We start from the raw sequence: 26,549 nt of genomic DNA on the forward strand, positions 1-26,549 counted from the left end.
AGCATAGCTTGGTCTCTTTTACTTTGTGCATTAACTAGATTTACATTCCATGACCGTCGCTTGTTTAGAGCTCTTAGGCGCTCCGCACTTCACGTTCATTTATCAGGTGTACGATTTCATCAACACTGTGTGGGCGAGAGTAGAAATAGCCTTGAATGTAGTGGCAGCCCATTTCAATTAACTTTTGTAGTGCTCTATCGTCTTCTACGCCTTCGGCAATCAAATCCACATCAAGCAGTTCTGCCAATTGCGCTATCAAAAACACCACTTGTTCAGAGGTTGTATTTGAGAGCATGTTTTGGACGAAGGTTGCATCGATTTTAATGCTATCAATCGGATAATTGTGTATATAGTTCAAGCTTGAGTATCCCGTACCAAAATCATCCAACGCGACTTTAAAACCTAAGTACCGCAATGAGTTAAGTACCATCTGTTCACGACCACTTTGCGAGAGTAAAACGGTCTCGGTGAGCTCTATAACAAAGTCTTTTGCTTCATGCTGATACTTTTCAACCATGTTAGTTAGGTGGTTAATATAGCGGTTAGAGTCGACCAGCTCATACGCAGAGCAATTGATAGAGAGTTTAACTTTGTATCCTAAGTTGGCCTCTAGCTCTTGTTTTGCGATACATGCGAGCTCAATAATACGTTCACCCAACTCGATAATCAGGCCTGATTGTTCGGCAGCTTCAATGAATTCCGCAGGGGAGATGTTTCCGTAAACATTGCTGTTCCAGCGGGCTAGGATTTCAAAGTAATTCCAGCGATCGCTTGTGATATCTACGATTGGCTGAACAACGACATACAACTCTTCGCTATCATGTATGTCAGCGCTAAGTTGAATGCGCATAGCTTCAATAAGCTGCGTTCTACGGTGATAAAGGGCGCTAAGGTGTGTGTCGTAATGCTGAATTCGTGTATCGCGATGTTTTTTACAGTCTTTGAGAGCGAGACTGGCATTCAAAATTAGCTCATCGCTGTTCAACATATGTACTGGTGCGCGCGCGATACCAATACTAACAGTGAAAGAAATTCGGTTAGATTTGTCGCTGTAGCCGCTTTCAATTTTGTCGAGTACTTCCTGACACACGGCGACAGGATCTTCGTCGTAAGTAATGAAGGCGAATTCATCTCCTGCTACACGAAAAGCGTTGTTTGGCGATGATAAGCTTTGTTGAATGGCGTTCGCCGTAAACTTAATGATTTGGTCGCTGATGTAGTTTCCGTTGATATCATTGATCGATTTAAAGTTATCGATGTCTAGGTAAGCCAAACTGAATGGACGAGTGGCCTGTTGCGTCAATGTCTCCAAGGTGTCAGCTAAGCAGCTACGGTTGAGCAGTCCAGTTAGGTTATCATGCGATACTTCATAGCTAAGCTGATTAAGAAGCTTATCTGAACGTTCACTGACCCACTTTTCACGTAAGCTGTGAATAATGACATTGGCATAAAAGCGGTGGAAGTCGAGGATATCTTGCGCTTCCTTAGCGTGGATGCTTCGGGTAAAGGTGGACAATAAAATTCCCAGAACCTCGCCATTTTGTGTCTTTAATGGCAGACCAATGTAAGCTTGAATACCATCCTCTTGAAACATCTGATCTTCAGGAAAGCGTTTGTAAACTTGGTCCTGATAGAAAATATGTTCGCCAATGTCTTTTGCCACTTTTTCACAGGGGGTGCCTGAAAGGTGGTAGCTTAGATTGTCTGTAATTTTTCCATTGCTAGCGAAGGAGATGGTATGAGCCGAATGTTGAAGATGCGCAACTTCTACAACGCAAGTGCAATGGCTCTGCAATTGTTGATGAATATCTAACGTGACTCGGTTTAGCTGAGCCGTGCCGTTTAGCTTCAATATTTCATCAATTTTGTGGAAACTGATTTGTACCTGACCCATTGAGCATTTCACCTAGCGTTGTGATTACCATATCGTGTGAGACACGAAGAATTATTATTTGATATGCATCAAATAAACTATCGGTTGCTAAGGCGAATTTTTCAAATTTTGTGAACGAACAAATCATTATTTTCATGTTTTTATGCTTGAACCTTTTAAAGGTATAGCGATAAAAACGCTAAGCTAGGCGCGCTTCTCCTCTTCTAATCGCGATTTGAGATAATCGAGGAACAGCTTAGTTCGGGTATGCTGATAATCCAGCTTTGGATAGTAGGCATATACAGTGGCTTTATCCGCTGTGATATCGGGCAAGATAGGCACTAAAGCTCCGGATTTGAGATCATCTTTGATCATGACGTTATTCGTCATCAGAATACCCATGCCTCTTTTGGCACCATGAAACAGCGCTTCTGGGTTGGTCGTGGCAAAGTTACCGGACAAGCTGATACGTTTGCCTCGATTGGTTTTGATTTCTCGTGAGGGCTTTTCACCCCAAATCAGGACATTATGCTCTGTCAGATCCTCAACGCATTGTGGGGTGCCATATTTTTTTAGGTAACTAGGCGCGGCGTAAAACTGGGCTTTATGTTCGAAAAGTGCGGTGGCTTTGAAACTTAGCGAATTAAGTTGCTCTAATTCCCGGCTAATAAACAGGTCTAAGCTTAGCTCTGGCAATTGGCCCGGTAGCGTTGTCGTTAATTGAAGCGTAATGTCTGGATATTTCTCAAGAAAATCATCTAGGTAATGCACCAAAAACTTAGAACCAACCGCCAGTGTCGCGCCAATTTTCAATAACCCCGCTGGTGATTGATTGACTGAGCGAGTTTCATCTAATACTGATTGCCATGAATCCAACTGATTTTTTGCTCGTTGATAAAACAGCGCACCAGCTTCGGTTTGGCTAATAGAACGGGTCGTGCGTTTAAGTAGCTGAACGCCAATTTTATCTTCTAGCCATTGAACTCGTTTACTGATAGCTGAGCTGGTGGTATTGAGTTTCCGCGCTGCAGCATTAAAGCTACCTTCTTCGACCACACGAATATAACTCTTCACGCTTTGAATCCAGTCCATTGTGTCTCCTTGGGAATTAATTCCTTTCCAACTTAGCTGATTATCATCTTTGAGTATCAAATATACACTGTTTGCCATCAATCTGTCACAAAGTAGGAGGAACGTTTGCGTAAAACACCATTGTTATTAGCGATGATGATCATTGCCACAGGCCAAGTTGGCGTTAGTATTTATCTTCCTTCTTTACCATTGATTGGTCATGACTTGAATTTGCCGCAACATTCGATTCAGAATCTCGTCACACTATTTCTCGTTGGTTTCGGTATCTCTCAGCTTTTTTATGGCCCATTGTCTGATGCGATTGGTCGTCGACCAGTATTTATTCTGGGCCAAAGTGTGTACCTAGTTGGTACGGTTATTTGTATCGCCTTTTCGGACAACATTATTGCTCTTGAAGCGGGGCGGTTACTTCAAGGTTTGGGAGCGGGCAGTGCCTCGGTGCTTGGTCGCTCCGTATTGCGTGACAGTTATGACGGTATGCAATTAACCAAAGCGCTATCTTATATTTCAGTCACGGCATCTGTGATGCCAATTATTGCTCCGCTGTTTGGTGGTTGGATTGCTTTTCACCTGAGCTGGCATGCTGTCTTTGTGTTTGTGCTGATTTACTTAATGGCAATTTTTACGCTTGGTTTATTGGTGCTGCCAGAAACGCTGCCTTACCCGAAGCGAAAATTTAAAGTAGGCCAGGTGAGTGCAAATTATTTGCGCCTGTTAACGAATACTCAAGTGATTGGTAGTGCGAGCTACAACTGGCTTAGTTATTTGTCGGCTCTGGTAACGCTTTCCTTGTATCCATTTTTAATGCAACAAGAGTTAGGCTTAACGGCGGCAGATTACGGTTCTTTGATGATCATACCGTCAGTTGGTTTGCTGACGGGTAGCTTGGTGCTTAATTTGATCAACGCTCGTTACAAAGCTCAGCAAATCTTGCTGATGAGTTTCGCGATTGTTGCTATTGCTGGCTTCATGTTGTTGGTTACACCCTTCAGTGTATTTTCATTACTAGTGGCATTTACGTGTTTAAGTTTTGCCCAAGGCATGTCGTTTCCGGTATCAATTAGTTTGTTGCTGTCGCCACATAAGCAACAGGCCGGAGCGGTTTCTGCGCTATCTGGAGCAATTCAAATGTGTTTAGCCGGGTTGTTTGGCGGATACTTGGTAGATTCTTGGGTCACGAATCAAAACCAGCTTGGGGTGTTTTATTTGTTTATTGCGTTACTTTCTTGCTGTGTGCTTGCATTGAGTCAATTTCGTAAAGCACCCAAAGGGACGATTCAAGCAGAAACTTCCACCTGAATATACTTGCAACGAAAGAGGCAGCTTTCTAAAATGCGCTGCTAAATTAAGTCAGGATCATTGTGTATATTGAATGACTCAGTTTGAGAGGAAGAGGGCAATGCCTGATGCTCCTCTCAGCTTGGGGATACATTTCTGCCCAAATGACTATCCGATCTCTAATCGTTAGGTGAAAGAATGCAACAAAACGAATTTGAAACACTGGTAAAAGAAATTACTCAGCAAGAAAGCATGCCAAAGGCACTCGAAGTCTTGAAGGCGTGTGAGGAAGAAGAAGTTGCACAAGCGGCACAATCCCTAACGGGTCAGTTTGGTCTTGCAGAAGTTGATGGCGAGAAACGTATTTACCATATTACCACTCAAGAAGACGAGTCCGGAGAAGAGCAAGAATACGTGGAGCACGTTATGAATGAAGGCGATCACTTGATCAAATTTGCTGCGTGGTTCTTTGAAACATTCTTTGAAATCAAACAGAAAGATACGTACGTCGCAGCGGGTAAAACATACCAGCAACCTAAGCGATAGGCGCCCGTTTCGAAAAAGTAATCAGAACCAGCCTGAAAGTTAATTACAAAATAAATGTGACATCAGTCTTGTTTTTATTCAATTGTGGTGTAAAATTACAACATAGTTAAGTCAATACATTCAGGAGAAGGTCATGGGTAACGAACTTGGTGGTGCTTATATTGGCCAGATGATTGCAAAAGACGCGATGCACAAAGCGCTTTACGGTAAAGCGAAGAAGAAAAAAGCTTCTGTTTTTGCTCGTGTTATGAAAAAACTGGCGAAATAATTTAAAAAGCCCTGATTGAAGAATCAGGGCTTTTTGCTTTTATCTGTCTTGTTTTTAGTGGCAGCCTACATATTGAACAACATTGGTAAACCATTACTCAAAGACGGATGGCATTTGAATCAAACGCTAAGCGGATTGGCTTGGTATTTCCACGACATTGTTAGGCACTTTATCTAGCCCCTTTGCTGCTAACCACTTTTCTAAATCGTCAGCGCCTCCAACATACTTTCCATCCAACCAGATCTGCGGCACTGTTACCGGCGTTTTCTCTCCAATGATGGCCTTTACTTCGGGGATCATGCGATACAAAGCGGCGCTGTCTTTAACCACGTCATGATACTCGTATTGAACACCAGCATCGTCAAGTAGTTGTTTAGCTTTGACACAGTAAGGGCAGGTGGCTTTACCATAAACAATGTTGCCTTTTAGCTCATCGCGTTTGACCCATTCAGCGATAACTGATTGCACAAGCACGCCCCGGTTTAGCGCTTCTCCTTGGCTGACCACTTTTCCTTCGACAAGAAGAATCGGTGCATGCCAGGCCCCTGCTTTTAATGGTTCCCACCAATGTGATAACCAATCTTTTACTTCCAGTTCTACGGGGACATCAGCGAGTTCTTTTTTAAAAGTATCCGTCAAAATATCTTTAGTTAACGTACATTCACCACAAGGAATATTGACTTTGAATGGACCCCAACTACCAGCCCAGCGGTACAGTGTAATTTTGATTGGTTGACTCATATGGTGTTCCTCATTTCCTTTCCTGAAAATATAGAACCTTGAAATTAGACTTTTCTTTCAACTAGCTTTGTCTTTTTCGCTTCCCAGTGCGTAATAAACGCAATGGAGGCAATAATAATCGCGGCGCCTAGCCATAAACGACCAGGTGGTACCCAGCCAAACACCAACCAGCCAGCAACGACATTCAAAGGCAGTTTTGCGTGATCAAATGGTTGTACAAATGAAGCGTCTGCTACTGCATATGCTTTAACGATAGCCCATTGAGCGAGTGCTGTAAGCGCGCCTGCGGCTAAAAGTACGCCCCATATCGTCCAGGTATTTGGCATCGTAAATGTCGGTATTGCCAATAAGATATTAAACGGCGTTATCAGCAGTAATAAATAGACAACCATGGTTGAGGGCGGATCGTTGACCGACATTTTCTTTACCATCAGAGAATACGCTGCCCAGAAAAATGCGGCGCCAACAGGAAGCAGGGTCGCCCATGTAAATGAATCTGCCCACGGCTCAAGAATGATCATAGCACCAACGAACCCTGTTAATGTCGCTAACCAGCGTGCAGTACCTACTTTCTCTTTGAGTAACAAGCCAGATCCAACCGTTGCAAATAATGGAGAGGTCATCAGCAGCGCAATGCCTTGCCAAATCGGAACTGGATAAGCGAGTGCCCAAAGCCAAAGCTGAATCCCGATAACAGAGAGAAAAATACGGAAGGCATGCCAACCAAAGTGTTGGGTTCTTAGTGAGCGTCTAATTCCAAGTGTACGCAGATAGGGCAGAATGACAAATAAGGCAATAGCGTATTGGAATAACGCGAATGTGGTGGAAGAGACACCAAAGTTGATGCTAGCAATTTGGGCGAAGCTGTTCACTATGGCGAATGCCAAGCCAGCTGTTAGCATCCAGGACGCACCTTGAACAGGATGATGATTCAATTGAAAAATTCCAGTTTGATAGAGGTGGCGGGATCATACGTCCTATTGTTTTTCGCGCCAATAAAAAAATGCCTCCCAGAGGGAGGCGACATTACCAATTCAAAGGACGTGCCTGTTATAACAGGTACAAAGAACGAGAAGCACAAACGCTGCCATGCATTTGCATAATTAGTATTGCAGAACGCGTGCCAATTTTTATCTGTTTGATTTTAATTGGCTTTTTTGTTTTAGTTCGGTTGGCTATTAGGAGAAATGCACTAACTTAGTGACAAATCGCATTAAAAGAGGGCAGAAGCAGGAGTCGTTACGCTCGTTTTTCATTGCAGAGCGATGCTTGGATATTGTGAAAATTTATCGAGTTGTGTTGGGTTACACAAAAAATGGCCAGCAAAGGTGCTGGCCAAGTGGACTCGCTCTTAGGACAAGAGTGAATTAGAAATCGTAACGTACGCCTAGGCGCAGTGTATCTTCGCCTTCTGTTACTAGACCTGTTGCTGGATCTTTTGCTTCATCAAGTTGGTTGATGTAGTAAGACAGGTAAGTACGGAAGTTGCTGTTTAGTTTGTAGTAACCAACAAGCTCGATACCTTCAACGGTGTCGTACTTTGAACCGTTGTCTGGATCATTCTCTTGAGCTGTGTATAGCGCAGCAAGTGTCACTTTGCTCGCTACTTTGTAGCTTGCGACTAGCTCGTAAGCCGTAAAGTCTTCAGAGTCAGTCAGGGACCCTTGAGAATAAGTACCTGCTAGGTAAAGGTTATCCATCGAGTAAGCGATACCACCTAGAATTTGATCTTCAGAGTTGTCTTTATCTACGTCGCCACCAGAATATGCAAGACCGAGGTCTAGGCCCATTGGCAGTGAGTACATTCCAGAGATGCCGTATTTATCTTCGTTATCACTAGAGTTTGCTTGGTAGGTTGCTTGCAGTTGTAGCGCATCAAACGCACCACGGTATGCGAAAACGCTGTCTTGCTTATCAGAAGACGAATCGATAACTTGCTGAACACCAGAGAACTCAGTGATATCCGTCATGTCAGAGATGATGACTGCAGCCATGTCTTGACGACCTACAGAGAAAGCACCGATATCAGAGTCGACACCTGCATACATGTAGCGGTTTTTGAATTCACTCTTGCCCGTTTTTTGCTCGGCTTCGTAAACACCGAATGCAGAAAGGCCATTGCCGATGTCCGTTTTACCTTTTAGATTAAGACGAGCGCGGCTTTTATCTTCCATTGAGCCCTCAACTTCAGCACCACCTGAACCGATGAAGTCACCACGGAACTCAACGCGGCCGCCAACTTTTAATTCAGTACCGTCGTTTTTGTATACTGTTGCTGCGAATGATGGTGCTGATACCAATGCTGTAAGAATTGCAGTAGTTAGTGCTGCCTTTTTCATTTTCTTATTACCCTAGTTGTAATCGATGGGCTTTCTTGCCCGATGTGTTGATGACGCTAAGGTAAACGCTGAAAATGAAAGATAGATTTCTGTTAAGTTATGATTTGATTGCACTTTTATTGCTGGCGAGAATAAGTGCCCCTTCTTATATCTCTTATAAAAAGAAAGGTTTTATCTTTTTTGAGGTTTTTCTGCCTTCTATTGGAGACCGTGCTTTTTTCAAAAAGTTCCTGAACCTATTTTTGTTCCAAAATGTAAGTAAATATTTCATTTTGACGGGAAAGTTATTTTCAAAAGTTGGGGTTCATCAAGTATTTGTGAGCACTATCTCGTTAAAACATTTCTTTTTGTAAGGTTTTTACGCCTGGATTTTTTTCGGATAAGTAAACGTTTGCTTTTTAGTTTTTTGCTGAGAATTTTTCACTCGGTTATCAGGAACTAATCAAATAAAGTGTCGGCAGTTGTTACACAAAGGTAAATCCATTCTGGCGGAAAAGATGCCCCAGAGGGCCTTTGTATTCCTTTCTGTGTTCATCATTTCGTTTTACGAAAGTGAATCAGAGCTGGGTCTAAAACTGACTAACCAACTAATAAGTAATGGATTTAGAAATGAATAAAAAATTATTAGCAGCGGCAATCGCAGCAGCAACTTTCGGCACTCAAGCAGTGGCAGTGGAACTTTATAATAACGATGGCACAACATTTTCGATGGGCGGCCACGTTTCTGTTAACTTAAATGGTTCAGAGCAAGGTGACACGGATGTTGGTACTAACTCTCCTCGTATCAATATCTCTGCGACACAAGATTTAGGCAATGGCTTCACCGCAGACGCACGTGGTGAATGGGCTCTAAACTACTTAGATGGCGGTGAAGAGTCGTTTAAAACTCGTCTAGGTTACTTAGGTTTAACACATGAGGTTTACGGTCGTGCAGTAGGTGGTACGCAATGGTCACCTTACTATGATGTAGCAGGCATCGCGGATATGCCAATTGCGTTTGCGAATGACTTCATTTACGACGATCACGGAAACCTAGGCACAGGTCGTGCGGATAAAATGCTGTCTTATCGAAATGGCTTTGATTTAGGCGAAGCAGGTGCGATTAACGTTGGTCTTGGATGGCAAGGCGCAAATGATGAATACACGCGTAACGACGCAGGTACTATCACTGGTGGTCTTAAATACGATGACCGCATGCAAGTTGCGCTTTCTTACGCAATCATGGGCGCGAAAATTGGCTACTCATACAACGGTGGTGACTTCCAACACCCTGCTTACACAGGTAAACACACCGCAGAATCACATGTTGTGTCTGCATCTTACGGCGCTTACGGCCAAGGTCTGTTCCTTGCCGCGGTATATGGTTCAAATGAAAATATGAACTTCAGTGTAAATGGCGACCGTTTGGCGGAAAGTGATGCGTACGAAGCGATCATCGCATACGCTCTAGCGAACAGCTTAAACTTGAGCGTTAACTACGAGATGGTTGAAGGTAAAGAGTTCAAAAATTCTAAAACAGAAACCGCTCGTGAGGAAATGGCACTGCAGGCAGAGTACAACTTCACGCCTAAATTTGTTGGTTACGCGGGTTACCAGTTTGACCTAAATGATGACCATGGTCGTGAAACTGATGACAAATGGGCGATAGGTGCTCGTTACTACCTATAATAGGATTTAGCGAGAACAATCATTCACCCCTATTGATTTAAAGCCAGCCTCGTGCTGGCTTTTTTGTCTATTTGTTTTGTAAATACCGTGATGTTTCAATTAGATGATACAAAACTCAAAACGGGGTGAATGTCTTATTTTTCACACTAGAGGATGGGATTTAGTGTCGTTAAGTCAATAGGTTAGATTATGATGAGGTTTTTGTTTTGCAGGGAAGAGCGATGAGCGTTATTCAAGTTGAAGAAAAGAAAGTAGAAGTGGGTAAAGTGCTTTGTGTTGGGCGAAATTACGTTGAACATATTCATGAACTTGATAATGCAATACCTGAGCAAATGGTGGTATTTAATAAACCCGCGACTTCTGTATCGACGACTCTGCGTTCATTTCATCAAGAGCCTCTTCATTACGAGGCTGAAATCTGTTTTCTGATCAAAGATGGACGCTATTCAGCGGTCGGTTTGGGATTGGATCTGACCAAGCGCGGTTTGCAGTCTTCACTTAAACAACAAGGGTTGCCCTGGGAGCGTGCTAAAGCGTTTGATGGCTCCGCAGTGTTTAGTCGATTTGTCTCTTTGGATAACATTGAGATTAATGCTCTTAACCTAGAGCTCTTGATTAACTGCGTTCGTGTACAAAAAGGTCACGTTAACCAGATGCTCTATCCGCCGCTAACCATTTTGGATGAATTAACGAGTTACACAACACTTCAAGATGGCGATGTGGTAATGACCGGCACACCAAAAGGAGTTGGTGAGGTGCATCAAGGTGACATCTTCCTTGGACGATTAAAGTGTGGTGATGTCACCTTGTTGGAGATTGAGTGGGTGGCGAATTAAAGCCAAATTCGCAGAACGAGAAATACCACCATGCTGATCACCGTCGTTAAAAGAACATTTTTAGTAAAGTACGCGATTAACGCAGCCAGCAAGGCAGCCAATAAAAATGGGTTGTGCACATTCACGCTGAGTGCTCCATCGGGAATGAAAACGATAGGCGCCCAGATCGCAGTGAGTACCGCAGGGCTGGCGTAGTTGAGCACTTTTTGTGTACGTGTCCCTAATCGCAGTGGTAGCTTGGGTTCTAAAAACAAGTAGCGGCTGGTGAAAACAAGTCCCGTCATCAGTAAAATAGACAACATGATCATTAGTGTTTCTCCTGTACTTGTTCCACAAAGTAGCCTGTAAGCATGGCTAAAATGCTCGAAATCATCAAACTTCCTTCCACTTGGTAATAGGTTAGGGCGACCGAGCTCACTAATGCCACGACAACACTCGCGAGCACCGCCATATTTTTAATAGTCGGAACTACAATTGCGATAAAAGTCGCGGCCACAGCAAATTCCAATCCCATTTCGTTCAGTTCAGGGGTCAGGCTTCCCGCAATAATGCCCGTCAATGTCGCGATATTCCAAAACAGGTAAAAACTCAAACCAGCCCCAAGCGCATACCAGCGATTAAATTGTTTATCGGAATGATGACCTACAATCGCAAACAGCTCATCAGTGAGTAAGAATCCGAGTGATAACCGCCATTTAAGAGGAAGTGGTGCAATTTTACTGCGCATCGATACACTGTAGAGGAAGTGTCGAGAGGTGATAAAAAACGTTGTTAGTAACATGGTTACTAGGCCTGCCCCCGATTTAATCATCCCCATCGCGACGAGCTGCGCGGAACCTGCGAACAGAATGGCGGATAGTGCTTGTCCTTCCAAAGGGTGAAGCCCAGTATCAATCGCGAATGAGCCTGCGAGCAAACCCCAAGGTAACACCGCGATACTCAGTGGCATCATCGCAAGTGTGCCTTGCCAAAATAGCGTGGCTTTTGATTCTTCTTGTAACGGCAAAGTGTGGTCCATAGTTTCTTCTTAGTTATTCCTAAATCAGGCTACCAAGATAGCTCGGTAGTCGCATAACGCCTTGTACAATATTGCTGCTTTAGCTGTGACGGACGTATTGGCCGGGAGTGACGCCCATGGCTTTTTTAAAGTGTCGATGCAGATGGCTTTGATCATGGAAGCCACATTCTTGTGCCACATCTGAAATTTTTTGTCCCATTTTTAGTAGCTTCTTCGCCATACGTAAACGTTGCTGAATTTGATAAGCATGGGGAGGGAAGCCAAACTGTTTTTGAAACTCTCTTAGCAAATGAAAAGGGCTTAACCCAGCCAGTTTTGCTAGCTCTTCTAGCGAGACGTCCGTTTGCGGGAAGTCTTCCAAAAACTCTTTGACCAACTGTATTTGTCGCTGAGCTCTGGTTGATTCTTTGAGCGGTGCCCGGTGGGTGCTGTGTTTGCTGGCTAGTTTGATCAACGTGCCGTAAATCAAAGTTTCTCGTAGTAGTCGGTTGTCTGATTTTTCTAGCGTTTCAAACACCAATCGCAACTGACTAGCCAGCTCAGGATCGTAAACCACAGGTTGAGGAAAATAGGGCAGAGCTACATTTGGTGAACCAAGCTCTTGCCCCAAGGTCTGAAACTGCTGTGGTACGGGGTACATTGCTTTGTATTCCCAACCGCCTTCTGAGGCCGAATGCCCGTTGTGTACTTCATCGGCATTAACAAGGATGATGCTGTCCTGTGGCGCGATATGATTTCCGCCTGTTCGAAAGAACTGCTGTGCTCCCTTCTCGATGACGCCAATAGTGTAACCTTCGTGGCTATGGCGTGAAAAATTCTGCTTCTCATACTTTGCATCGAGAAGTTCTAAACCGCCGAGCTCTTGAGCTATCTTGAAGGTAGCGATTTCCTTATTCTTTTCTTTCATCTTTATCCGGTCTGCTCAAGAAAATCATCTTAGAAGTGTAACGGATCCATCGTGCTTATTTTTGTACAAAATTGCTATTCGATTTTTATAAATAGGCGAATTGATTATTATTTTTCGTCCTAGCAGACTATGATTTTTATTTTCTGAATTATCTTGGTGATTTTGGGCTGGCTGTTGTTATTTTGTTGGTATAACATTCGACGCTTTGTTGTAGAAAAAGCGGTTCCATCATGATTGATTTATCTGTACTTCCTGTTTATCTCACCGCAGTAGTGGCTTTGTTGCTGTTACCAGGGCCCGATATGTTGCTTATCGCGAGCTCTAGTATGAGTTACGGTAAGAAGGTCGGTCTGTTTGCTAGCTTAGGCAATGCGACGTCTGGTGTTATTCTTACTTTGCTTGCTGCAATGGGAGTATCTACCCTGATTGCAATGAGCCCAATCGCCCTTAAAGTCCTTCATCTCTTAGGTGGCGCTTACTTGTTAAAAATGGGTTGGGACTGCTTACGAGCTGAGGCATCTTCGGCTCCAGAGCTTGATGGTCAAAACAAAATGGCGTCAACTTATTATCAACGTGCTTTGATGAGTAATTTGCTTAACCCTAAAGCGTTGGTATTTTTTGTGATGTTTTTGCCGCAGTTTGTCTCAAGCAATATTACAGCGTCTTCTGGTGAGCAGATGCTAGCACTAGGGTTACTGTTGAACGTCCTTGGCTTGTCATTCAATTTATTACTTGTTGGGCTGGCAGGCACATTGGGTAAGGGGCTGCTCGAGAACGAAAAATTCCGCACGTATCAACATAAACTAATGGGTTTAGTGTTCGTTATTCTCGCGTTGTGGATGCTGAGCAGTTTCGCCTTATAAAGTTATCATATTCCATCAGAAAGCCAGTAATTGCTGGCTTTTTGTTTTAGGATATTGGTGTTTCCTAAGGAGAGGATGTATGAAGCTTGAATTTTGTTTAAATCCAGATCAAACAGACCTTGATTCTGTTCGTGAAGGTATTCGATCTTATAACCGAATGCACTTGCCTGAAGGGGAGGTGCATGCTGTGGGATGTTTTGCTAAAGATGAGAATGGCAAGACCATGGGTGGTCTGACTGGCGAAATGTTTAAAAACACGGTGTTTGTTGAGTTTTTGTGGGTAGATGCTGAAAGTCGGACATCTGGTCTCGGTAGCCAGTTAATGTCAATGCTAGAAGACAAAGTAAAGCCTCACGGGGTTACCCATGTTTATTTGGATACCTACAGCTTTCAAGCTCTTGAGTTCTATCTCAAATTAGGTTTTGAGAAAGTAGGGCAGTACTCAGGCTATCCTGCAGAGGGCATCCACAAGTACTTTCTACAAAAGGAAATTGTAGGCTAGGGAAAAGCACGGGTTAGCTTGACTTGTTCTAGTCAAAATCAAAAAAAGAGGCGCGAATTTGCGCCTCTTATCGTATCAGATGTCTCGGCTTCTCTTTGACTTACAAACTTGTCTGATGCGCGTCGATAAGTTCGTTCATCTTCGCCTCTGCCGCTTGCTGTGCTTGTGCATAGCTCATATCCGCAGGGAAAAGGTTGATGACTTCGTAGTAACATTTTAGTTTTGGCTCAGTACCCGAAGGGCGAACAATCACACGAGACTGATCTTCTAGGTGATAAATCAATACGTCACTTGCTGGTAAGTCAATGGATTCTTCTGAGCCGTCATCAAACATGCGAACTGATGTTTTTAGATCTTCAGTTACTGCTACTTTTTTACCAGCAATCTCTGTTGGTGGGTTTGCACGGAGCTTGTCACCGATTGGTGGAGAGTTCGGGTCGAGAGCGATACTGCGCTGCGCGTTAAAGTAGAAACCGTGCTCGCGGTACAGTTCTTCCAGTTTATCCCATAGTGTTTTGCCTTGAGCTTTAAGTTTACCTGTTAGCTGAGCAAATGCGACGATTGCAGATAAACCATCTTTATCCCACACTTTGTTACCCACGGTATAACCGAGCGCTTCTTCATAAGCAAACAAGAATGGATTGGCTTCTGTCTCTTGCTCCATGGCAACGTTAGTGAGCCATTTGAAGCCTGTTAACGTTTGGTAGTATTGGGCGCCATGCGCTTTGGCAATGCTACTCAGCATTCTTGATGATACGATGGTGTTGCCAACCAGAGCGTTAGGTTGCTGTTCTAGCAAGTAATCGCCAAACAGTGAACCCACTTGGTCGCCGGTTAACATTTGGTATTCGCCATCTGGGCGTTTGACCGCCACTGCAAAACGGTCGGCATCTGGATCGTTGGCACAAGCGATATCAGCATCTACGGACTTACCTAACGCCATCACCATATCCATTGCTCCCGCTTCTTCAGGGTTTGGGAAGTTGACGGTTGGGAAGCTACCATCAGGTTCGCGCTGTTCCTTAACACTTGCCACTTTTTTGAAGCCAGCGTCTGCGAGGAGCGTTTCCGCCATATTCGCCCCAACGCCATGCATCGCAGTGTAAGCGATAGAAATATCGGTGTTGTTGTCAGGAGTAAGCAGCGCGTTTTCGTTCATCGTTTTACGGTAAGTTTGGTAGTAGTCGTCTTCCAACCAAACTAACAAACCGCGCTGTTTTGCATCATCGAGAGACATTAAAGGTAATGGCTTTGTTGTTGCGGCATCAATTTTCGCTGCGATTCCAGAGTCGTGTGGAGGAATGATTTGTGCGCCATTCTCCCAATATACTTTAAAGCCATTGTACTCCGGTGGATTGTGGCTGGCGGTAACGACAACTGCGGCAGCAGCATTCAATGTACGGACACCAAACGCAACAATTGGGGTCGCTGCGACGTCGTACGTCAAGTACACCTTGATGCCAAGGGCAGTCAGTACGGAAGCGGTATCATGCGCGAATTGTTTCGAATCAGGACGACCGTCGTAGCCAATAACGACACCACGACTTGCGGCATCTTTGACTTGCTCTAGCAAATAGTTTCCTAGGCCAGTGGCTGTCTCTTGGATCACCAAACGGTTCATTCGGTTTGGACCTGCGCCCACTTTGCCGCGTAACCCTGCTGTACCAAAGGCAAGGCGCGATCCAAAGCGATCAGTAAGCTCTTGTTCATTATTTGTATCGACGAGGTGTTGTAGCTCTTCGCGAGTCTTAGGATCAGGGTCTCGTTCTAGCCATTGAGTAATTAGTGCTGTCATATCAATCATTCCTTAGTAGGGGGCGCCTACTTTCTTGGACACTTCGTTTTGTAAGTATCTCAATGTTTTCTTTTAAATTAATGTAAATGGTTCTCAATTACATTTCAAAGAGGGCAATCGATAAACCGAATTAATTTTTCTTATCCGAACAAAATTTAATCATATTTAATTTCTTGAAGAACCTTGGAACTATAACTAGCCTTTTAACATAAATATAACAAACCGTGTCGAAATCGTAGTTTTTGTGATTTTTCGTAAAGTTGTTCGATATTTGCATCGGGACGCAAGGAAGCTCGCGCAAGCGTAGCGGCTGAGCAGAGGAGAGATCTTTTGAAAAGATTAATGACTACTCTAGCCTTATCACTGAATGTGATTTTAATCACATTCTCCTCTTTCAGTTGGTCAAAGGAAAGTGACTACAACATGACCAAAGGGGTCACAGCGATAAGTGGACAAGTGTATGAATTACATATGCTGATTTTCTATATCTGCTGCGTAATTGCTTTGATTGTGTTTGGTGTCATGTTCTATTCCATCTTTCGTCATCGCAAGTCAAAAGGAGCAGTTGCCGCACATTTCCACGAAAGTACAAAAGTGGAAATTATTTGGACAGTCATACCTATCATCATTCTTGTCGCCATGGCGATTCCCGCAACGAAAACTTTAGTCGCAATGGAAGACACAAGCCAATCAGATATCACGGTCAAGATCACAGGCTCGCAATGGAAATGGCATTACAGCTATTTTGGTGAAGATGTTGAGTTCTTCAGTTTGCTTGCCACCAGCCAAAAGCAAATTGATGGTATCGAGACAAAAGGCGCGCATTATCTATTGGAAGTAGACAACCCTTTGGTGTTGCCTGTGAATCGCAAAGTGCGTTTTTTGATGACTTCTGATGATGTCATTCACTCATGGTGGGTGCCGGATTTTGCTGTCAAGAAAGACACCATCCCTGGTTTTATTAATGAAGCATGGACAAGAATTGATGAGCCAGGCGTATATCGCGGTCAATGTGCGGAGCTATGTGGTCGTGCACATGGGTTCATGCCGGTGGTGGTGCATGCGATGGAAGAAGAAAAGTTTGATGAATGGTTAGCGAGTAAGAAGGAAGAAATCGCACTTCAAAAAGCGGCGGCACAAGAGGCGCTCTCTCAAGACTTATCCATGGATGAGTTGATGTCGCAGGGCGAATCTATATACACGGCACGTTGTGCTGTGTGCCATCAGGCTAATGGTGAGGGGATTCCGGGTGCATTTCCCGCAATTAAGGGCAGCCCTATCGCAACAGGCCCAATTTCAGAGCACATTGATGTGATTGTGAATGGCCGTCCGGGCACTGCAATGCAGTCTTTTTCGAACCAGTTAAGTGACAAAGAAATTGCCGCTGTCATTACATATCAGCGAAATGCATGGGGCAACGACACTGGCGATACGGTGCAAGCATCCGATGTGAATGCCTTTAAGGCACAAGGCAGTGCTAAGGAGGAAATATGAGTAAGCCAATAGATAAGGCAGTGAAGTCTGCTCCAGCGGAAGCCAGTGCAAACAGTACCATTGCGATTGATGATGGCCATGATCATCATGCTCCCCAAGGTATTGCTCGTTGGCTGTATTCCACAAACCATAAAGATATTGGCACCCTGTACCTTTGGTTTAGTTTTGCGATGTTTCTGATTGGTGGTGCGATGGCGATGGTCATTCGTGCCGAATTATTCCAGCCTGGACTTCAGCTGGTTGATCCACAGTTTTTTAATCAAATGACTACGGTACACGGTTTGGTGATGGTGTTTGGTGCTGTGATGCCAGCATTTACGGGCCTTGCTAACTGGATGATTCCAATGATGATCGGGGCTCCAGATATGGCGCTACCTCGCATGAACAACTTGAGCTTTTGGATTCTACCTTTTGCATTTCTTATTTTATTGAGCTCGTTGTTTTTACCTGGCGGCGGCCCCGATTTTGGCTGGACGTTCTATGCTCCGCTGTCCACGACTTATGGCCCAGATAGCACCGCGCTGTTTGTATTCTCTGTTCACATCATGGGGATCAGCTCCATTATGGGCGCGATCAACGTTATCGTGACGATCGTAAATATGCGAGCTCCGGGAATGACTTGGTTCAAGTTACCAATGTTTGTTTGGACTTGGTTAATCACCGCTTTCTTGTTGATCGCGGTTATGCCGGTATTAGCAGGTGCGGTGACGATGGTTCTTACTGACAAATATTTCGGGACTAGCTTCTTTGATGCTGCTGGTGGCGGTGACCCGGTGATGTTCCAACACATCTTTTGGTTCTTTGGTCACCCAGAAGTGTACATCATGATTTTACCGTCGTTTGGCATCATTTCTGCCATCCTTCCTGCTTTCAGTGGGAAGAAGCTGTTTGGTTATCATTCGATGGTTTACGCGACGTGCAGCATTGCGTTGTTGTCTTTCCTTGTGTGGGCGCATCACATGTTTACAACGGGGATGCCAGTTTTTGCAGAGCTTTTCTTTATGTATTGCACCATGCTGATTGCGGTACCAACAGGGGTGAAAGTCTTTAACTGGGTCGCCACCATGTGGCGTGGGGCTCTGACATTTGAAACGCCAATGTTGTTTGCCATTGCCTTTATTGTGCTCTTTACGATTGGCGGTTTCTCGGGATTGATGCTGGCAATTGTGCCGGCGGATTTCCAATATCATGACACTTACTTCGTGGTTGCGCATTTCCACTATGTGTTGGTATCTGGTGCCGTATTCTCGATTATGGCGGCAGCGTACTATTGGTTACCTAAGTGGACAGGCAATATGTACGACCACAAGCTGAGTTTGTGGCATTTCTGGTGCTCGATTATTTCAGTTAATGTTTTGTTTTTCCCGATGCACTTTCTAGGTTTAGCGGGTATGCCAAGACGTATCCCGGATTACGCTATTCAGTTTGCTGATGTCAATCAAATCGTCTCCATTGGTGGATTTGCGTTTGGGTTGTCACAATTGATCTTTTTATGGGTGGTGATTAAGTGTATTCGTGGCGGTGAAAAGGCCGCTGCAAAACCGTGGGAACGTGCGGAGGGCTTAGAATGGACAGTGCCAAGCCCGGCGCCCCATCATACGTTTACTACGCCGCCTAAAGTCGATTAGAAACGAATAGGGTGAGTGAGATGAAACCGAATCCATCAAACAAAAAGCTCACAGTGAAGTTGCTTTTAGCGACCCTTTTGATGTTCGGGTTTGGCTACGCACTTGTCCCATTGTATGACGTAATGTGCGACGCACTGGGTATCAATGGAAAAACAAGTGAAGTGGCCGCCATTCAACCAACTGGTATGCAGCCAGATATGAGCCGAACCATTCGCGTGGAGTTTATGGCGCATGTAAGCCCCGATATGCCTTGGGAGTTTAAACCCAAAGTGATTTCGATGGACGTTCATCCCGGCGAAGTCGTGCAAACCGAATACCTTGCATTTAATGAAAGCGGGCAGAAGTTGGTAGGGCAAGCCGTTCCCTCTGTTTCTCCCGGGAATGGTGCCGTTTATTTCAATAAGATTGAGTGCTTTTGTTTTAACCAACAGCCTTTGGATGGCAAACAACAAGCTCAAATGCCGTTGATTTTTTATATCGAACCGGACTTACCGGAGTCGATACACACGTTAACGCTGTCTTACACACTCTATAAACTTCCCCCTCCTACAGGTTCTTAGCCACTCAAGGAGAGAGATACAGACCAAGGCTGGTCAGTAAGGAGAGAAATTATGAGTAACAAGCCAGGAACATATTATGTTCCCGCTCAAAGTAGCTGGCCGATCATCGGTGCGTTTGCTCTATTTTTAGTTGCCGTTGGTGCAGGAATGACCGTTCAGGGGACACAAAGTGAAGGAGCTGTGGGAACCATTGGTAGCATTGTGCTGGCGGTAGGTTTTCTGTTCTTGCTTTACATGTTGGCGGGCTGGTTTAGTAATGTGATTACTGAGTCACTGAGTGGAAAGTACAGCTCGCAAATTACTCGTTCTTTTCGCCAAGGGATGAGCTGGTTCATCTTCTCTGAAGTGATGTTTTTTGGTGCCTTTTTTGGTGCGTTATTCTACGCCAGGATGATTTCTGTGCCTTGGTTAGGTGGGGCAGATAACAACTTCATGACCAACGAGGTTTTGTGGCCAACCTTCGAAGCAATGTGGCCACTAACACTGACTCCGGGTGGAGAAACAACGCAAGCTATGCCGTGGCAGGGCATTCCCCTTACTAATACTATTTTGCTGTTATTGTCGTCGATTACACTGCATATGGCGCACATAAGCCTTGAAAAAGACAAAAGAACGGCACTGATTGTTTGGTTGGAAATCACCATCGTGCTTGCGGGCTTTTTCCTATATTACCAAGCGGTCGAGTACGCTCATGCTTATCAAGAAATGGGGCTCACGTTGCAATCTGGTATCTACGGAAACACCTTTTTTATGTTGACGGGTTTTCACGGTTTGCACGTTTGTCTTGGGACGATTTTCTTAATCGTATTATTGCTCCGAATCGCTAAAGATCATTTTTCGTCTAAGAACCATTTTGCCTTCCAAGCAGGTAGTTGGTATTGGCACTTTGTGGATGTGGTTTGGTTATGTCTGTTTGTGTTTGTGTACGTGCTGTAGGTGCATTGGGCGATTAGTAAGGACGGGGATTCGGAGCTAGCCAGCCTGAACTGAGCGCAATAAGTAGAAGGATAACAACTAAAGCGGAGAACATGACTCGACGGCCTAAGTAATGACTCATAGGTTTGTCTCTTTTTTCGGGATTATCTGGGTCTTCACGAACCATTTCGATAAGCGCTTTTGCGAGGTTGAAGATAATGAAAAGCAGCAAAAGGACAAGCGTCAGTTTGAATAGAAATACGGTGGACATAGAACCTCCGGTTTCATCGTTGTTGTTATCAAGACAATTATGGCTATCGAAACGGTTTTGGGTTGCAGTTGGTTTAACTGTGGTTGTGTTTTCTCTTTTGGTCAAACTGGGTTTTTGGCAGCTTGAAAGAGGGCAAGAGAAACAGGCTTTGGAACAAGCCATTCTTGCGCGAGCGGATAGTGCGTACCAAACATTAGGCGAAGTTCTTGAAGAAAACGATTGGAGAGAAGGCAGCATCCTCGGGAAAAAAGTGGAAGCTAATGTTGTTCCTCAGGCGTTTCCCGTGATTTTACTGGATAACCAAACGCATCAGGGCAATGTGGGCTATTTAGCATTTCAGATTGTCTCTATGAGTGATGAATCAGGAACCTATGCATTATTAGAGCTTGGTTTTGTGGAGGGAATAGCAGATCGTTCAGTATTACCAACCGTCACAACACTCGAAGTGTCGACCTTTATCTCGGGACGTCTGTACCGAAAATCTGCTAACCCGTTGAGCTCTGAATTAATGCCAGAAGTTGGCGATGTCATTCGTGTGCAGAACCTGAATATCGTGCAACTGAATCAGCTACTTAATATTGAACTTATGCCCGCAGTCTTGCAGCCAGACAATCTAAAAAATTGGCCTTACGACTTTCCTTGGAACCCATTGCCGCTCAACAGCGCCAAGCATTTCGGTTATTCGATTCAGTGGTTTTCGATGGCGGGCGTTTTCTTATTATTGACCTTAATTGTTTTTGTTCGTTGGCAAAGAAAGTTGCGTCATATGGAGGTGAAGCATGACATCTAAAGTAACCAAAGGGCGGCTAATGTTGATTGCGTTGGTGTGTACGTTTGCGCTTCCTGCCGTCATCGCTAAGGTCATTCTCACCCAAGGGTGGTATCAAAGCGGTGTGACCAATAGAGGTGTGTTAGTTGAACCATACACAACGTTAGAGCTACTTGGTCAAGAGTCCCCACTCAAGGAGCACAGGTGGCAACTCGCTTATGTTTTACCTAATGAGTGCACAGAACAATGCAGGCAGCAGCTTTACCTGCTTCAGCAAAGCCATGTCGCTTTAGGAAAATATCAAGAGCGTGTGGTGCCGGTGCTTTGGCAGACAGAGTTGTCCGGTACCGTAGATGTATCGATGACGACAATGCAAATGAATCAATCGGTTACCGCCAAAGTGAAACCCGGACAAATGTTAATCGTTGATCCTCTGGGGCAATTGGTGATGTCTTACTCGCCAAAACCGAATGAAGATTTAGTCTCGTTCAACAAAGGTATGTTGGCGGATTTACGCAAGCTCTTAAAATTGTCACGAGTTGGTTAGAAAGGGGCGTATATGAAGTTAATTCAGTTGGTTAAATTCAGTTTGCTCCTAACTTTCGTGGTGATCATGTTAGGCGCGTATACTCGCCTTTCTGATGCAGGGTTAGGTTGCCCTGATTGGCCCGGCTGCTATGGGCACCTTGGTGTGCCTCATCAAGAAGAAGACGTAATACGTGCCAATCTTAATTTCCCTGAACGGGCTGTCGAGCATGAGAAAGCATGGCTTGAAATGATTCATCGCTATTTTGCGGGAACGCTGGGTCTGGTCATTTTTGCTATGACAGTGATATCAATGAGGTCTGAGCGTGTGAATCCTACTATTCCGATGCTGCTCAGTGTACTGGTGGTCGGGCAAGCACTTTTGGGGATGTGGACCGTGACGCTCAAATTAATGCCAGTTATCGTAATGCTTCATCTGCTTGGTGGCTTTACTTTACTGGTTCTGCAGGCGATTTTTTACTGTCAGTTAAAAGCGCAAAATAATCTCTATTTCTCTCCATCTTCCAGCTCGCTGCGAGGCTTCTCATTATTGGTTTTTCTGGTTGTTTTTATGCAGGTGCTGCTAGGAGGGTGGACTTCGTCAAACTATGCCGCGCTCATGTGCACCTCACTGCCGATTTGTGAGGGAGATTGGATGAGTTATCTCTCATGGAAAGAGGCGTTTTCTTTCTGGCAAACCGGATTCGAGAATTACGAGTTTGGTGTATTAGAGTATCCCGCAAGAATGACCATACATGTTACGCATCGCCTCGGTGCGATTGTCACCGCCACTGTCGTATTGGCTTATAGCATTATGCTCATGAGGCAAGATTCCCATCATTCACAGCGCATTGGAGGATGGTTACTACTCACTTTAGCGTGTCAAATTATGTTGGGCGTGAGCAACGTTGTATTCCAACTTCCTATTTATGTCGCCGTGGCACATAACTTGGGTGCCGCCATTATGTTGAGTCTTGTTTGTGTGAGTCAGTTTTATTTGTGGCAGGGCAAAAAAGCTTGGAGTTACACCGCGAAAGGAGTTCGCTATGAGTAAAGAAATCGCACTGTCGTTAAATGAGCGAAAGCGACTAAGTTCCGTTTATTTGAAGTTAACGAAGCCTAAAGTAGTCGCATTAATGCTGGTGACAGCCGTTGTCGGGATGAGTTTAGCGCCTGTTACTGAGTTTCCTTGGTTGCAGGCGGCGGTTGGCCTAACAGGCATTGGTTTGATGGCAGGCTCCGCGGCAGCGTTTAATCACCTGATTGACCGCCGCATTGATGCGAGAATGGCTCGCACACACAAACGTCCGTTGCCATCGGGTGAAGCTAAGCCGTTATCGGTGATAACCTTTGCGACGGCTTTAGGCGTCATAGGGTTTGTTCTTTTATATGCTCTGGTCAACCCACTGACGGCATGGCTGACTTTGATGAGTTTACTCGGCTATGCGATGGTGTACACCATGTACCTCAAACGCGCTACGCCCCAAAATATCGTAATTGCAGGTATTGCGGGTGCGATGCCGCCTCTTCTCGGTTGGACTGCCGTAACAGGGCAGTTGCATGCGAATGCTTGGCTGCTTGTGATGATCATTTTTATCTGGACGCCACCACACTTTTGGGCACTCGCAATTCATCGCGTAGAGGACTATCGTAAGGTGGATATTCCAATGTTGCCTGTGACACATGGTATCGAGTACACCAAAACTTCTATTCTGTTGTATACGGTGTTGTTGACGTTGGTTTGTGTGCTGCCGGTGTTGGTTGGAATGGTCGGCGTAGTTTATCTTTTTGCCTCGTTACTACTTAACGCTGGCTTTATGTACCATGCATGGAAGCTAAAATACGCGCCAGAGCCCAATACCGCGATGGAGGCGTTTAAATTTTCTATCTATCACCTTTTTGCGTTGTTCATTGCATTGCTTTCGGATCACTATATTGGTTTGTAGCCTCTCTTTAAACAGAAAACGCCGCGTGGTTCGCGGCGTTTTTGGTCTTGATAGTTTGGCTTTAATGCAAAGTTTCTAGAGTTATTGAATCTCTAACAATTCAACATCAAAGATCAAAACACTTGCTGGTGGAATTGGGCCTGAGCCACTTTTGCCATAACCGAGCGTGCTTGGTACGAAAAGGCGGATTTTTTCACCTTCGACCATGTATTGTAGGCCTTCTTGCCAGCCTTTAATGACTTGGTTAAGACCAAACGAAATTGGCTCACCGCGATTAACGGAGCTATCAAACACAGTGCCATCAATCAACGTGCCGTGGTAGTGCACTTTGACTTTGCTTGTCGCGGTTGGGTGAACCTCACCTTCGCCTTTTTCAAGAACAATATATTGAAGACCACTTTCTGTTGTAATGACGCCTTCTTTCTTCGCATTCTCGAGTAAGAATGCTTGGCCTTTCGCAAAGTTTTCATCCGCTACCTTATGGTTTGTCCAAGTACGGTAAATGAAAAAGCCCGCCAGAATGAAAATAATGAGAGGAAACAAAAATTTAGACACGTAAGCTCCTTGTCTATTTAGGTTGTTTTAGCAAATAGTTAATGGTTTCTGCCATGGCTTCGACGCTGTCATGACCACTAGTAATGACTTGGTATTTTCCATTAACGATAAAGGCTGGAACGGAGTTAATTTGGCCGCGAGTCGTGATCGCTTCTGCCTTAGTGATGTACTCAAACAGCGTTTTTTGCTGTGCTTCATCTAAATGGTAAGGGCTGATAAGGTTGCGAGACTCAAAGGCTTTCTCTACGGCGATTTGACGTTCCTCAGCAGTTGCATCAGGACCCATTTGTACGGCAGCAAAAAGATCCGCCATAAATGCTTTGTCAGGTGTCGACTCTAGCTGCATGACTGCAGTGTAGAAGATGATGGCGCTTACTTGTGCACTTTCATTGAAAGTTACATGCATTTTTTCAACGCTTTGCTCAGTTAGCGATTCGATTTGAGGGACAAACTCTTCCATTGAACGGCAGTGGCCGCAAGTTAGGGCAAAAGCTTCTGTCAATGGCGCCAAATCATATTCTTGAAGAGATACAGGCAAAACTTCGTATTGCTTGCCTTGCTGAGGCTGAGCGTTGCCGCTATCGCATGCCGACAAGGCCATCATGGCGGCAATCACAGCAAAGCCTTTCGATATGGTTTTTAACATAATAATGCTCTAAGTAAGAAATTTGCGTTAGTTTATCGGTTAACGATAGTGACTAAAACCATTAAATAACAATAAAGTGAGACGATTGGTAACAGACTTTTCCTGATGTGTAGGCTGCAGGGAGATATTTTGGCATCGCTTTTTATTTGAGAGATACTTGATATTGATTCCAGTGGCATGAACGCTGCATATACAAACCAATCGGTGGATAAAAGCGCTAAAGATTTGGCGTGTTTTGTCGACACAATGGACAAGAGTTTTTCTAAGTTGGTAGTGGTATGAAGCAGTGGTTTTTAATTGTTTGCGGCATTCTGACTGGGTGCAGTAGCCTTGATCAAGACATGGTTCCTGGCGGGAACATTTTAGATACAGCTCCTAAAACAAACACCGAGCTGAGACATCCTGAGTGGGGCTATCCGAGCGCCTCCAGTGTGGCTTCTTCACCTCGCACGTATCAGACTGAGAGGGCATCAGTAAAAAAGTCGCAAAATGTGACCTCTCTGGAAATGTTTCTGAACAGGCACAATATTCCTCATGAGACACTCAGTGGCGGTCACTTAATGATACGTTTGAAAGAGCAAGTGCATTTTCAAACTGGCTCTGCTCAGTTATCAGCGCAATCTCAAGACTGGATTCGAAACATTGGTCACTATCTAGCAGGAAGAACGGATGTGGATGTCGTGATCGATGGCCATGCCGATAGCACGGGAGCCGCCAGCTTTAATGACACGTTGTCAGAAAAACGAGCTCGTGAAGTGGAAAAGCAACTGCTGGCGACGAGTATTCCTCGTCAACGCGTGTTTTCTAGAGGTTTTGGCGAGTATGTACCGCAGTGCAGCAATGCGACAGCCAGTGGCAAAGCTTGTAATCGACGCGTAGAGCTAACGCTGATCGTTGATGAGTAAGGCGGTGGCTGGTCGATAAACTACGTCGTGTCGTTTTCACTGAGCCCTTATGTGTTTACTGGTGTTTCCGTCTGGGAATGAGCAAGAAGAGTGAACCCAAAGGCTAGGCATAGCAACGAGCAGCTAGACTGAATAGAAAAGAGGCACCTGTATGGTGCCTCTTTTACATCCGCCAATGTTCATAGGGGGAACTTAGGCAAATTCTTTTTCAACGTAAGCGACGATGTCAGATGACTCGTATAGCCACTGTGTTTCGCCATCTTTTTCGATACGCAGACAAGGGACTTTAATTCGTCCACCACCTTGCTCCAGTTCAGCTCGATGAGTCGGGTTATTTTTTGCATCACGTAGCTCAATGTTCACTGATTGACGCTTCATTGCACGGCGGACTTTTACGCAAAAAGGGCAAGCTTCAAATTGGTAAAGTGCGTATTGCTTTGCTTTTTCATCAATACGTTGTTGTTCTTCTGCACTGCGTTTAATACCACGAGGTGAGAACACGGCGTTCAGCAATAAGATAACCTTGCCTAAAATCCAACGGATAAACTTCATAATGATCCCTTGATGTTCATTGGGTAATTGTCCTTTAAAAATGCAATAATGATGCTT

Annotated in this window: 29 protein-coding genes; 16 read left to right on the top strand and 13 right to left on the bottom strand. The window is 44.6% G+C overall.

Translation table 11 applies throughout. From position 1 onward, the window contains the following. Positions 1 to 73: 73 nt before the first annotated feature. Positions 74 to 1,894 carry a putative bifunctional diguanylate cyclase/phosphodiesterase gene (locus tag ACHFJ9_RS07445; protein WP_395354519.1) on the bottom strand — a complete coding sequence of 607 codons (1,821 nt, stop codon included), beginning with the start codon at positions 1,892 to 1,894 and terminating at the stop codon, positions 74 to 76. 183 nt (positions 1,895 to 2,077) lie between these two features. Continuing rightward, complete coding sequence (locus ACHFJ9_RS07450) at positions 2,078 to 2,965, bottom strand: LysR family transcriptional regulator (RefSeq protein ID WP_005391202.1); 888 nt, start codon at positions 2,963 to 2,965, stop codon at positions 2,078 to 2,080. A 105-nt stretch (positions 2,966 to 3,070) separates the two neighbouring features. Between ACHFJ9_RS07450 and ACHFJ9_RS07455 the strand changes: the two genes are divergently transcribed. The 3 genes from ACHFJ9_RS07455 to ACHFJ9_RS07465 all read left to right on the top strand — a co-directional run bounded on the left by ACHFJ9_RS07455 (position 3,071) and on the right by ACHFJ9_RS07465 (position 5,057). Further along, positions 3,071 to 4,264: a multidrug effflux MFS transporter gene (locus ACHFJ9_RS07455; protein ID WP_395354522.1), complete on the top strand. Its 1,194-nt coding sequence runs from the start codon at positions 3,071 to 3,073 to the stop codon at positions 4,262 to 4,264. Positions 4,265 to 4,441: 177 nt separating this feature from the next. Next, positions 4,442 to 4,789, top strand: coding sequence for a hypothetical protein (locus ACHFJ9_RS07460; RefSeq protein WP_005391198.1), 348 nt, complete (start codon positions 4,442 to 4,444; stop codon positions 4,787 to 4,789). Between the two features lie 133 nt (positions 4,790 to 4,922). Continuing rightward, complete coding sequence (locus ACHFJ9_RS07465; RefSeq protein ID WP_005391196.1) at positions 4,923 to 5,057, top strand: hypothetical protein; 135 nt, start codon at positions 4,923 to 4,925, stop codon at positions 5,055 to 5,057. A gap of 126 nt (positions 5,058 to 5,183) precedes the next feature. Here the strand turns inward: ACHFJ9_RS07465 and ACHFJ9_RS07470 are convergent, their stop codons facing one another. The 3 genes from ACHFJ9_RS07470 to ACHFJ9_RS07480 form a co-directional block, all read right to left on the bottom strand. Beyond that, positions 5,184 to 5,798 carry a glutaredoxin domain-containing protein gene (locus ACHFJ9_RS07470; protein WP_395354524.1) on the bottom strand — a complete coding sequence of 205 codons (615 nt, stop codon included), beginning with the start codon at positions 5,796 to 5,798 and terminating at the stop codon, positions 5,184 to 5,186. A gap of 44 nt (positions 5,799 to 5,842) precedes the next feature. Then, entirely contained in the window at positions 5,843 to 6,700 is an 858-nt protein-coding gene (locus ACHFJ9_RS07475) for a DMT family transporter (protein ID WP_005391192.1), read from the bottom strand. A gap of 465 nt (positions 6,701 to 7,165) precedes the next feature. Beyond that, positions 7,166 to 8,137 (bottom strand): porin, encoded by a 972-nt coding sequence (locus ACHFJ9_RS07480; RefSeq protein WP_047008380.1) that lies wholly within the window; start codon positions 8,135 to 8,137, stop codon positions 7,166 to 7,168. Positions 8,138 to 8,746: 609 nt separating this feature from the next. Between ACHFJ9_RS07480 and ACHFJ9_RS07485 the strand changes: the two genes are divergently transcribed. Beyond that, positions 8,747 to 9,805 carry a porin gene (locus tag ACHFJ9_RS07485; RefSeq protein ID WP_046873713.1) on the top strand — a complete coding sequence of 353 codons (1,059 nt, stop codon included), beginning with the start codon at positions 8,747 to 8,749 and terminating at the stop codon, positions 9,803 to 9,805. 221 nt (positions 9,806 to 10,026) lie between these two features. Then, positions 10,027 to 10,641 (top strand): fumarylacetoacetate hydrolase family protein, encoded by a 615-nt coding sequence (locus ACHFJ9_RS07490; RefSeq protein WP_258666108.1) that lies wholly within the window; start codon positions 10,027 to 10,029, stop codon positions 10,639 to 10,641. On the opposite strand, the gene ACHFJ9_RS07495 is transcribed toward ACHFJ9_RS07490, so the two are convergent. The 3 genes from ACHFJ9_RS07495 to ACHFJ9_RS07505 form a co-directional block, all read right to left on the bottom strand. After that, positions 10,638 to 10,949: an AzlD domain-containing protein gene (locus ACHFJ9_RS07495; protein ID WP_006742072.1), complete on the bottom strand. Its 312-nt coding sequence runs from the start codon at positions 10,947 to 10,949 to the stop codon at positions 10,638 to 10,640. The genes ACHFJ9_RS07490 and ACHFJ9_RS07495 overlap by 4 nt on opposite strands. Beyond that, complete coding sequence (locus tag ACHFJ9_RS07500) at positions 10,949 to 11,659, bottom strand: AzlC family ABC transporter permease (RefSeq protein ID WP_395354528.1); 711 nt, start codon at positions 11,657 to 11,659, stop codon at positions 10,949 to 10,951. The genes ACHFJ9_RS07495 and ACHFJ9_RS07500 overlap by 1 nt, the downstream gene beginning before the upstream one ends. A 79-nt stretch (positions 11,660 to 11,738) precedes the next feature. Continuing rightward, entirely contained in the window at positions 11,739 to 12,566 is an 828-nt protein-coding gene (locus ACHFJ9_RS07505) for an AraC family transcriptional regulator (protein ID WP_006742070.1), read from the bottom strand. 230 nt (positions 12,567 to 12,796) lie between these two features. On the opposite strand from ACHFJ9_RS07505, the gene ACHFJ9_RS07510 reads away from it, so the two are divergent. Further along, on the top strand, positions 12,797 to 13,429 hold the full coding sequence (locus tag ACHFJ9_RS07510; RefSeq protein ID WP_005375522.1) for a LysE family translocator: 633 nt from the start codon (positions 12,797 to 12,799) through the stop codon (positions 13,427 to 13,429). Between the two features lie 79 nt (positions 13,430 to 13,508). Then, positions 13,509 to 13,931 (top strand): GNAT family N-acetyltransferase, encoded by a 423-nt coding sequence (locus ACHFJ9_RS07515; protein ID WP_109169113.1) that lies wholly within the window; start codon positions 13,509 to 13,511, stop codon positions 13,929 to 13,931. A 100-nt stretch (positions 13,932 to 14,031) separates the two neighbouring features. On the opposite strand, the gene ACHFJ9_RS07520 is transcribed toward ACHFJ9_RS07515, so the two are convergent. Further along, positions 14,032 to 15,726 (bottom strand): phospho-sugar mutase, encoded by a 1,695-nt coding sequence (locus ACHFJ9_RS07520; protein WP_395354531.1) that lies wholly within the window; start codon positions 15,724 to 15,726, stop codon positions 14,032 to 14,034. Between the two features lie 330 nt (positions 15,727 to 16,056). Between ACHFJ9_RS07520 and coxB the strand changes: the two genes are divergently transcribed. Genes coxB through ACHFJ9_RS07540 form a run of 4 tightly spaced genes read left to right on the top strand, consistent with a single transcriptional unit; the run spans position 16,057 to position 20,344 of the window. Further along, entirely contained in the window at positions 16,057 to 17,220 is a 1,164-nt protein-coding gene (gene coxB, locus ACHFJ9_RS07525) for a cytochrome c oxidase subunit II (RefSeq protein WP_395354533.1), read from the top strand. Then, on the top strand, positions 17,217 to 18,848 hold the full coding sequence (ctaD, locus tag ACHFJ9_RS07530; RefSeq protein ID WP_395354535.1) for a cytochrome c oxidase subunit I: 1,632 nt from the start codon (positions 17,217 to 17,219) through the stop codon (positions 18,846 to 18,848). Before coxB ends, ctaD begins: the two co-directional genes overlap by 4 nt. Positions 18,849 to 18,868: 20 nt before the next feature. Further along, positions 18,869 to 19,408, top strand: coding sequence for a cytochrome c oxidase assembly protein (locus tag ACHFJ9_RS07535; protein ID WP_258684449.1), 540 nt, complete (start codon positions 18,869 to 18,871; stop codon positions 19,406 to 19,408). A 51-nt stretch (positions 19,409 to 19,459) separates the two neighbouring features. Further along, the gene (locus ACHFJ9_RS07540; protein ID WP_005391171.1) at positions 19,460 to 20,344 is read left to right on the top strand and encodes a cytochrome c oxidase subunit 3; all 885 of its coding nucleotides are present in this window, start codon (positions 19,460 to 19,462) and stop codon (positions 20,342 to 20,344) included. A 13-nt stretch (positions 20,345 to 20,357) separates the two neighbouring features. On the opposite strand, the gene ACHFJ9_RS07545 is transcribed toward ACHFJ9_RS07540, so the two are convergent. Next, positions 20,358 to 20,594: a DUF2909 family protein gene (locus tag ACHFJ9_RS07545; protein ID WP_005391169.1), complete on the bottom strand. Its 237-nt coding sequence runs from the start codon at positions 20,592 to 20,594 to the stop codon at positions 20,358 to 20,360. Between ACHFJ9_RS07545 and ACHFJ9_RS07550 the strand changes: the two genes are divergently transcribed. The 4 genes from ACHFJ9_RS07550 to cyoE are packed head-to-tail and all read left to right on the top strand — an operon-like array spanning position 20,587 to position 23,834. Next, positions 20,587 to 21,384 (top strand): SURF1 family protein, encoded by a 798-nt coding sequence (locus tag ACHFJ9_RS07550; RefSeq protein WP_373925342.1) that lies wholly within the window; start codon positions 20,587 to 20,589, stop codon positions 21,382 to 21,384. The genes ACHFJ9_RS07545 and ACHFJ9_RS07550 overlap by 8 nt on opposite strands. Next, positions 21,374 to 21,910 carry a hypothetical protein gene (locus tag ACHFJ9_RS07555; protein ID WP_047008370.1) on the top strand — a complete coding sequence of 179 codons (537 nt, stop codon included), beginning with the start codon at positions 21,374 to 21,376 and terminating at the stop codon, positions 21,908 to 21,910. Before ACHFJ9_RS07550 ends, ACHFJ9_RS07555 begins: the two co-directional genes overlap by 11 nt. A 12-nt stretch (positions 21,911 to 21,922) precedes the next feature. Continuing rightward, on the top strand, positions 21,923 to 22,942 hold the full coding sequence (locus ACHFJ9_RS07560; protein WP_256953105.1) for a heme A synthase: 1,020 nt from the start codon (positions 21,923 to 21,925) through the stop codon (positions 22,940 to 22,942). Further along, on the top strand, positions 22,935 to 23,834 hold the full coding sequence (gene cyoE / locus ACHFJ9_RS07565; protein ID WP_006742059.1) for a heme o synthase: 900 nt from the start codon (positions 22,935 to 22,937) through the stop codon (positions 23,832 to 23,834). The genes ACHFJ9_RS07560 and cyoE overlap by 8 nt, the downstream gene beginning before the upstream one ends. An 81-nt stretch (positions 23,835 to 23,915) precedes the next feature. Here cyoE and ACHFJ9_RS07570 read toward each other — a convergent pair whose 3' ends face one another. After that, positions 23,916 to 24,389 (bottom strand): FKBP-type peptidyl-prolyl cis-trans isomerase, encoded by a 474-nt coding sequence (locus ACHFJ9_RS07570; protein ID WP_005391162.1) that lies wholly within the window; start codon positions 24,387 to 24,389, stop codon positions 23,916 to 23,918. 13 nt (positions 24,390 to 24,402) lie between these two features. Further along, on the bottom strand, positions 24,403 to 25,035 hold the full coding sequence (locus ACHFJ9_RS07575; protein WP_256951631.1) for a thiol:disulfide interchange protein DsbA/DsbL: 633 nt from the start codon (positions 25,033 to 25,035) through the stop codon (positions 24,403 to 24,405). Between the two features lie 278 nt (positions 25,036 to 25,313). On the opposite strand from ACHFJ9_RS07575, the gene ACHFJ9_RS07580 reads away from it, so the two are divergent. Further along, the gene (locus ACHFJ9_RS07580) at positions 25,314 to 25,940 is read left to right on the top strand and encodes an OmpA family protein (protein ID WP_053809556.1); all 627 of its coding nucleotides are present in this window, start codon (positions 25,314 to 25,316) and stop codon (positions 25,938 to 25,940) included. 192 nt (positions 25,941 to 26,132) lie between these two features. Here ACHFJ9_RS07580 and ACHFJ9_RS07585 read toward each other — a convergent pair whose 3' ends face one another. Next, positions 26,133 to 26,492 (bottom strand): glutaredoxin, encoded by a 360-nt coding sequence (locus tag ACHFJ9_RS07585; RefSeq protein WP_053809555.1) that lies wholly within the window; start codon positions 26,490 to 26,492, stop codon positions 26,133 to 26,135. Positions 26,493 to 26,549 lie beyond the last annotated feature (57 nt).

It is taken from the genome of Vibrio sp. D3 (genome assembly GCF_043995865.1).
In the GTDB taxonomy this organism is placed as follows: Bacteria; Pseudomonadota; Gammaproteobacteria; order Enterobacterales; family Vibrionaceae; genus Vibrio; species Vibrio diabolicus.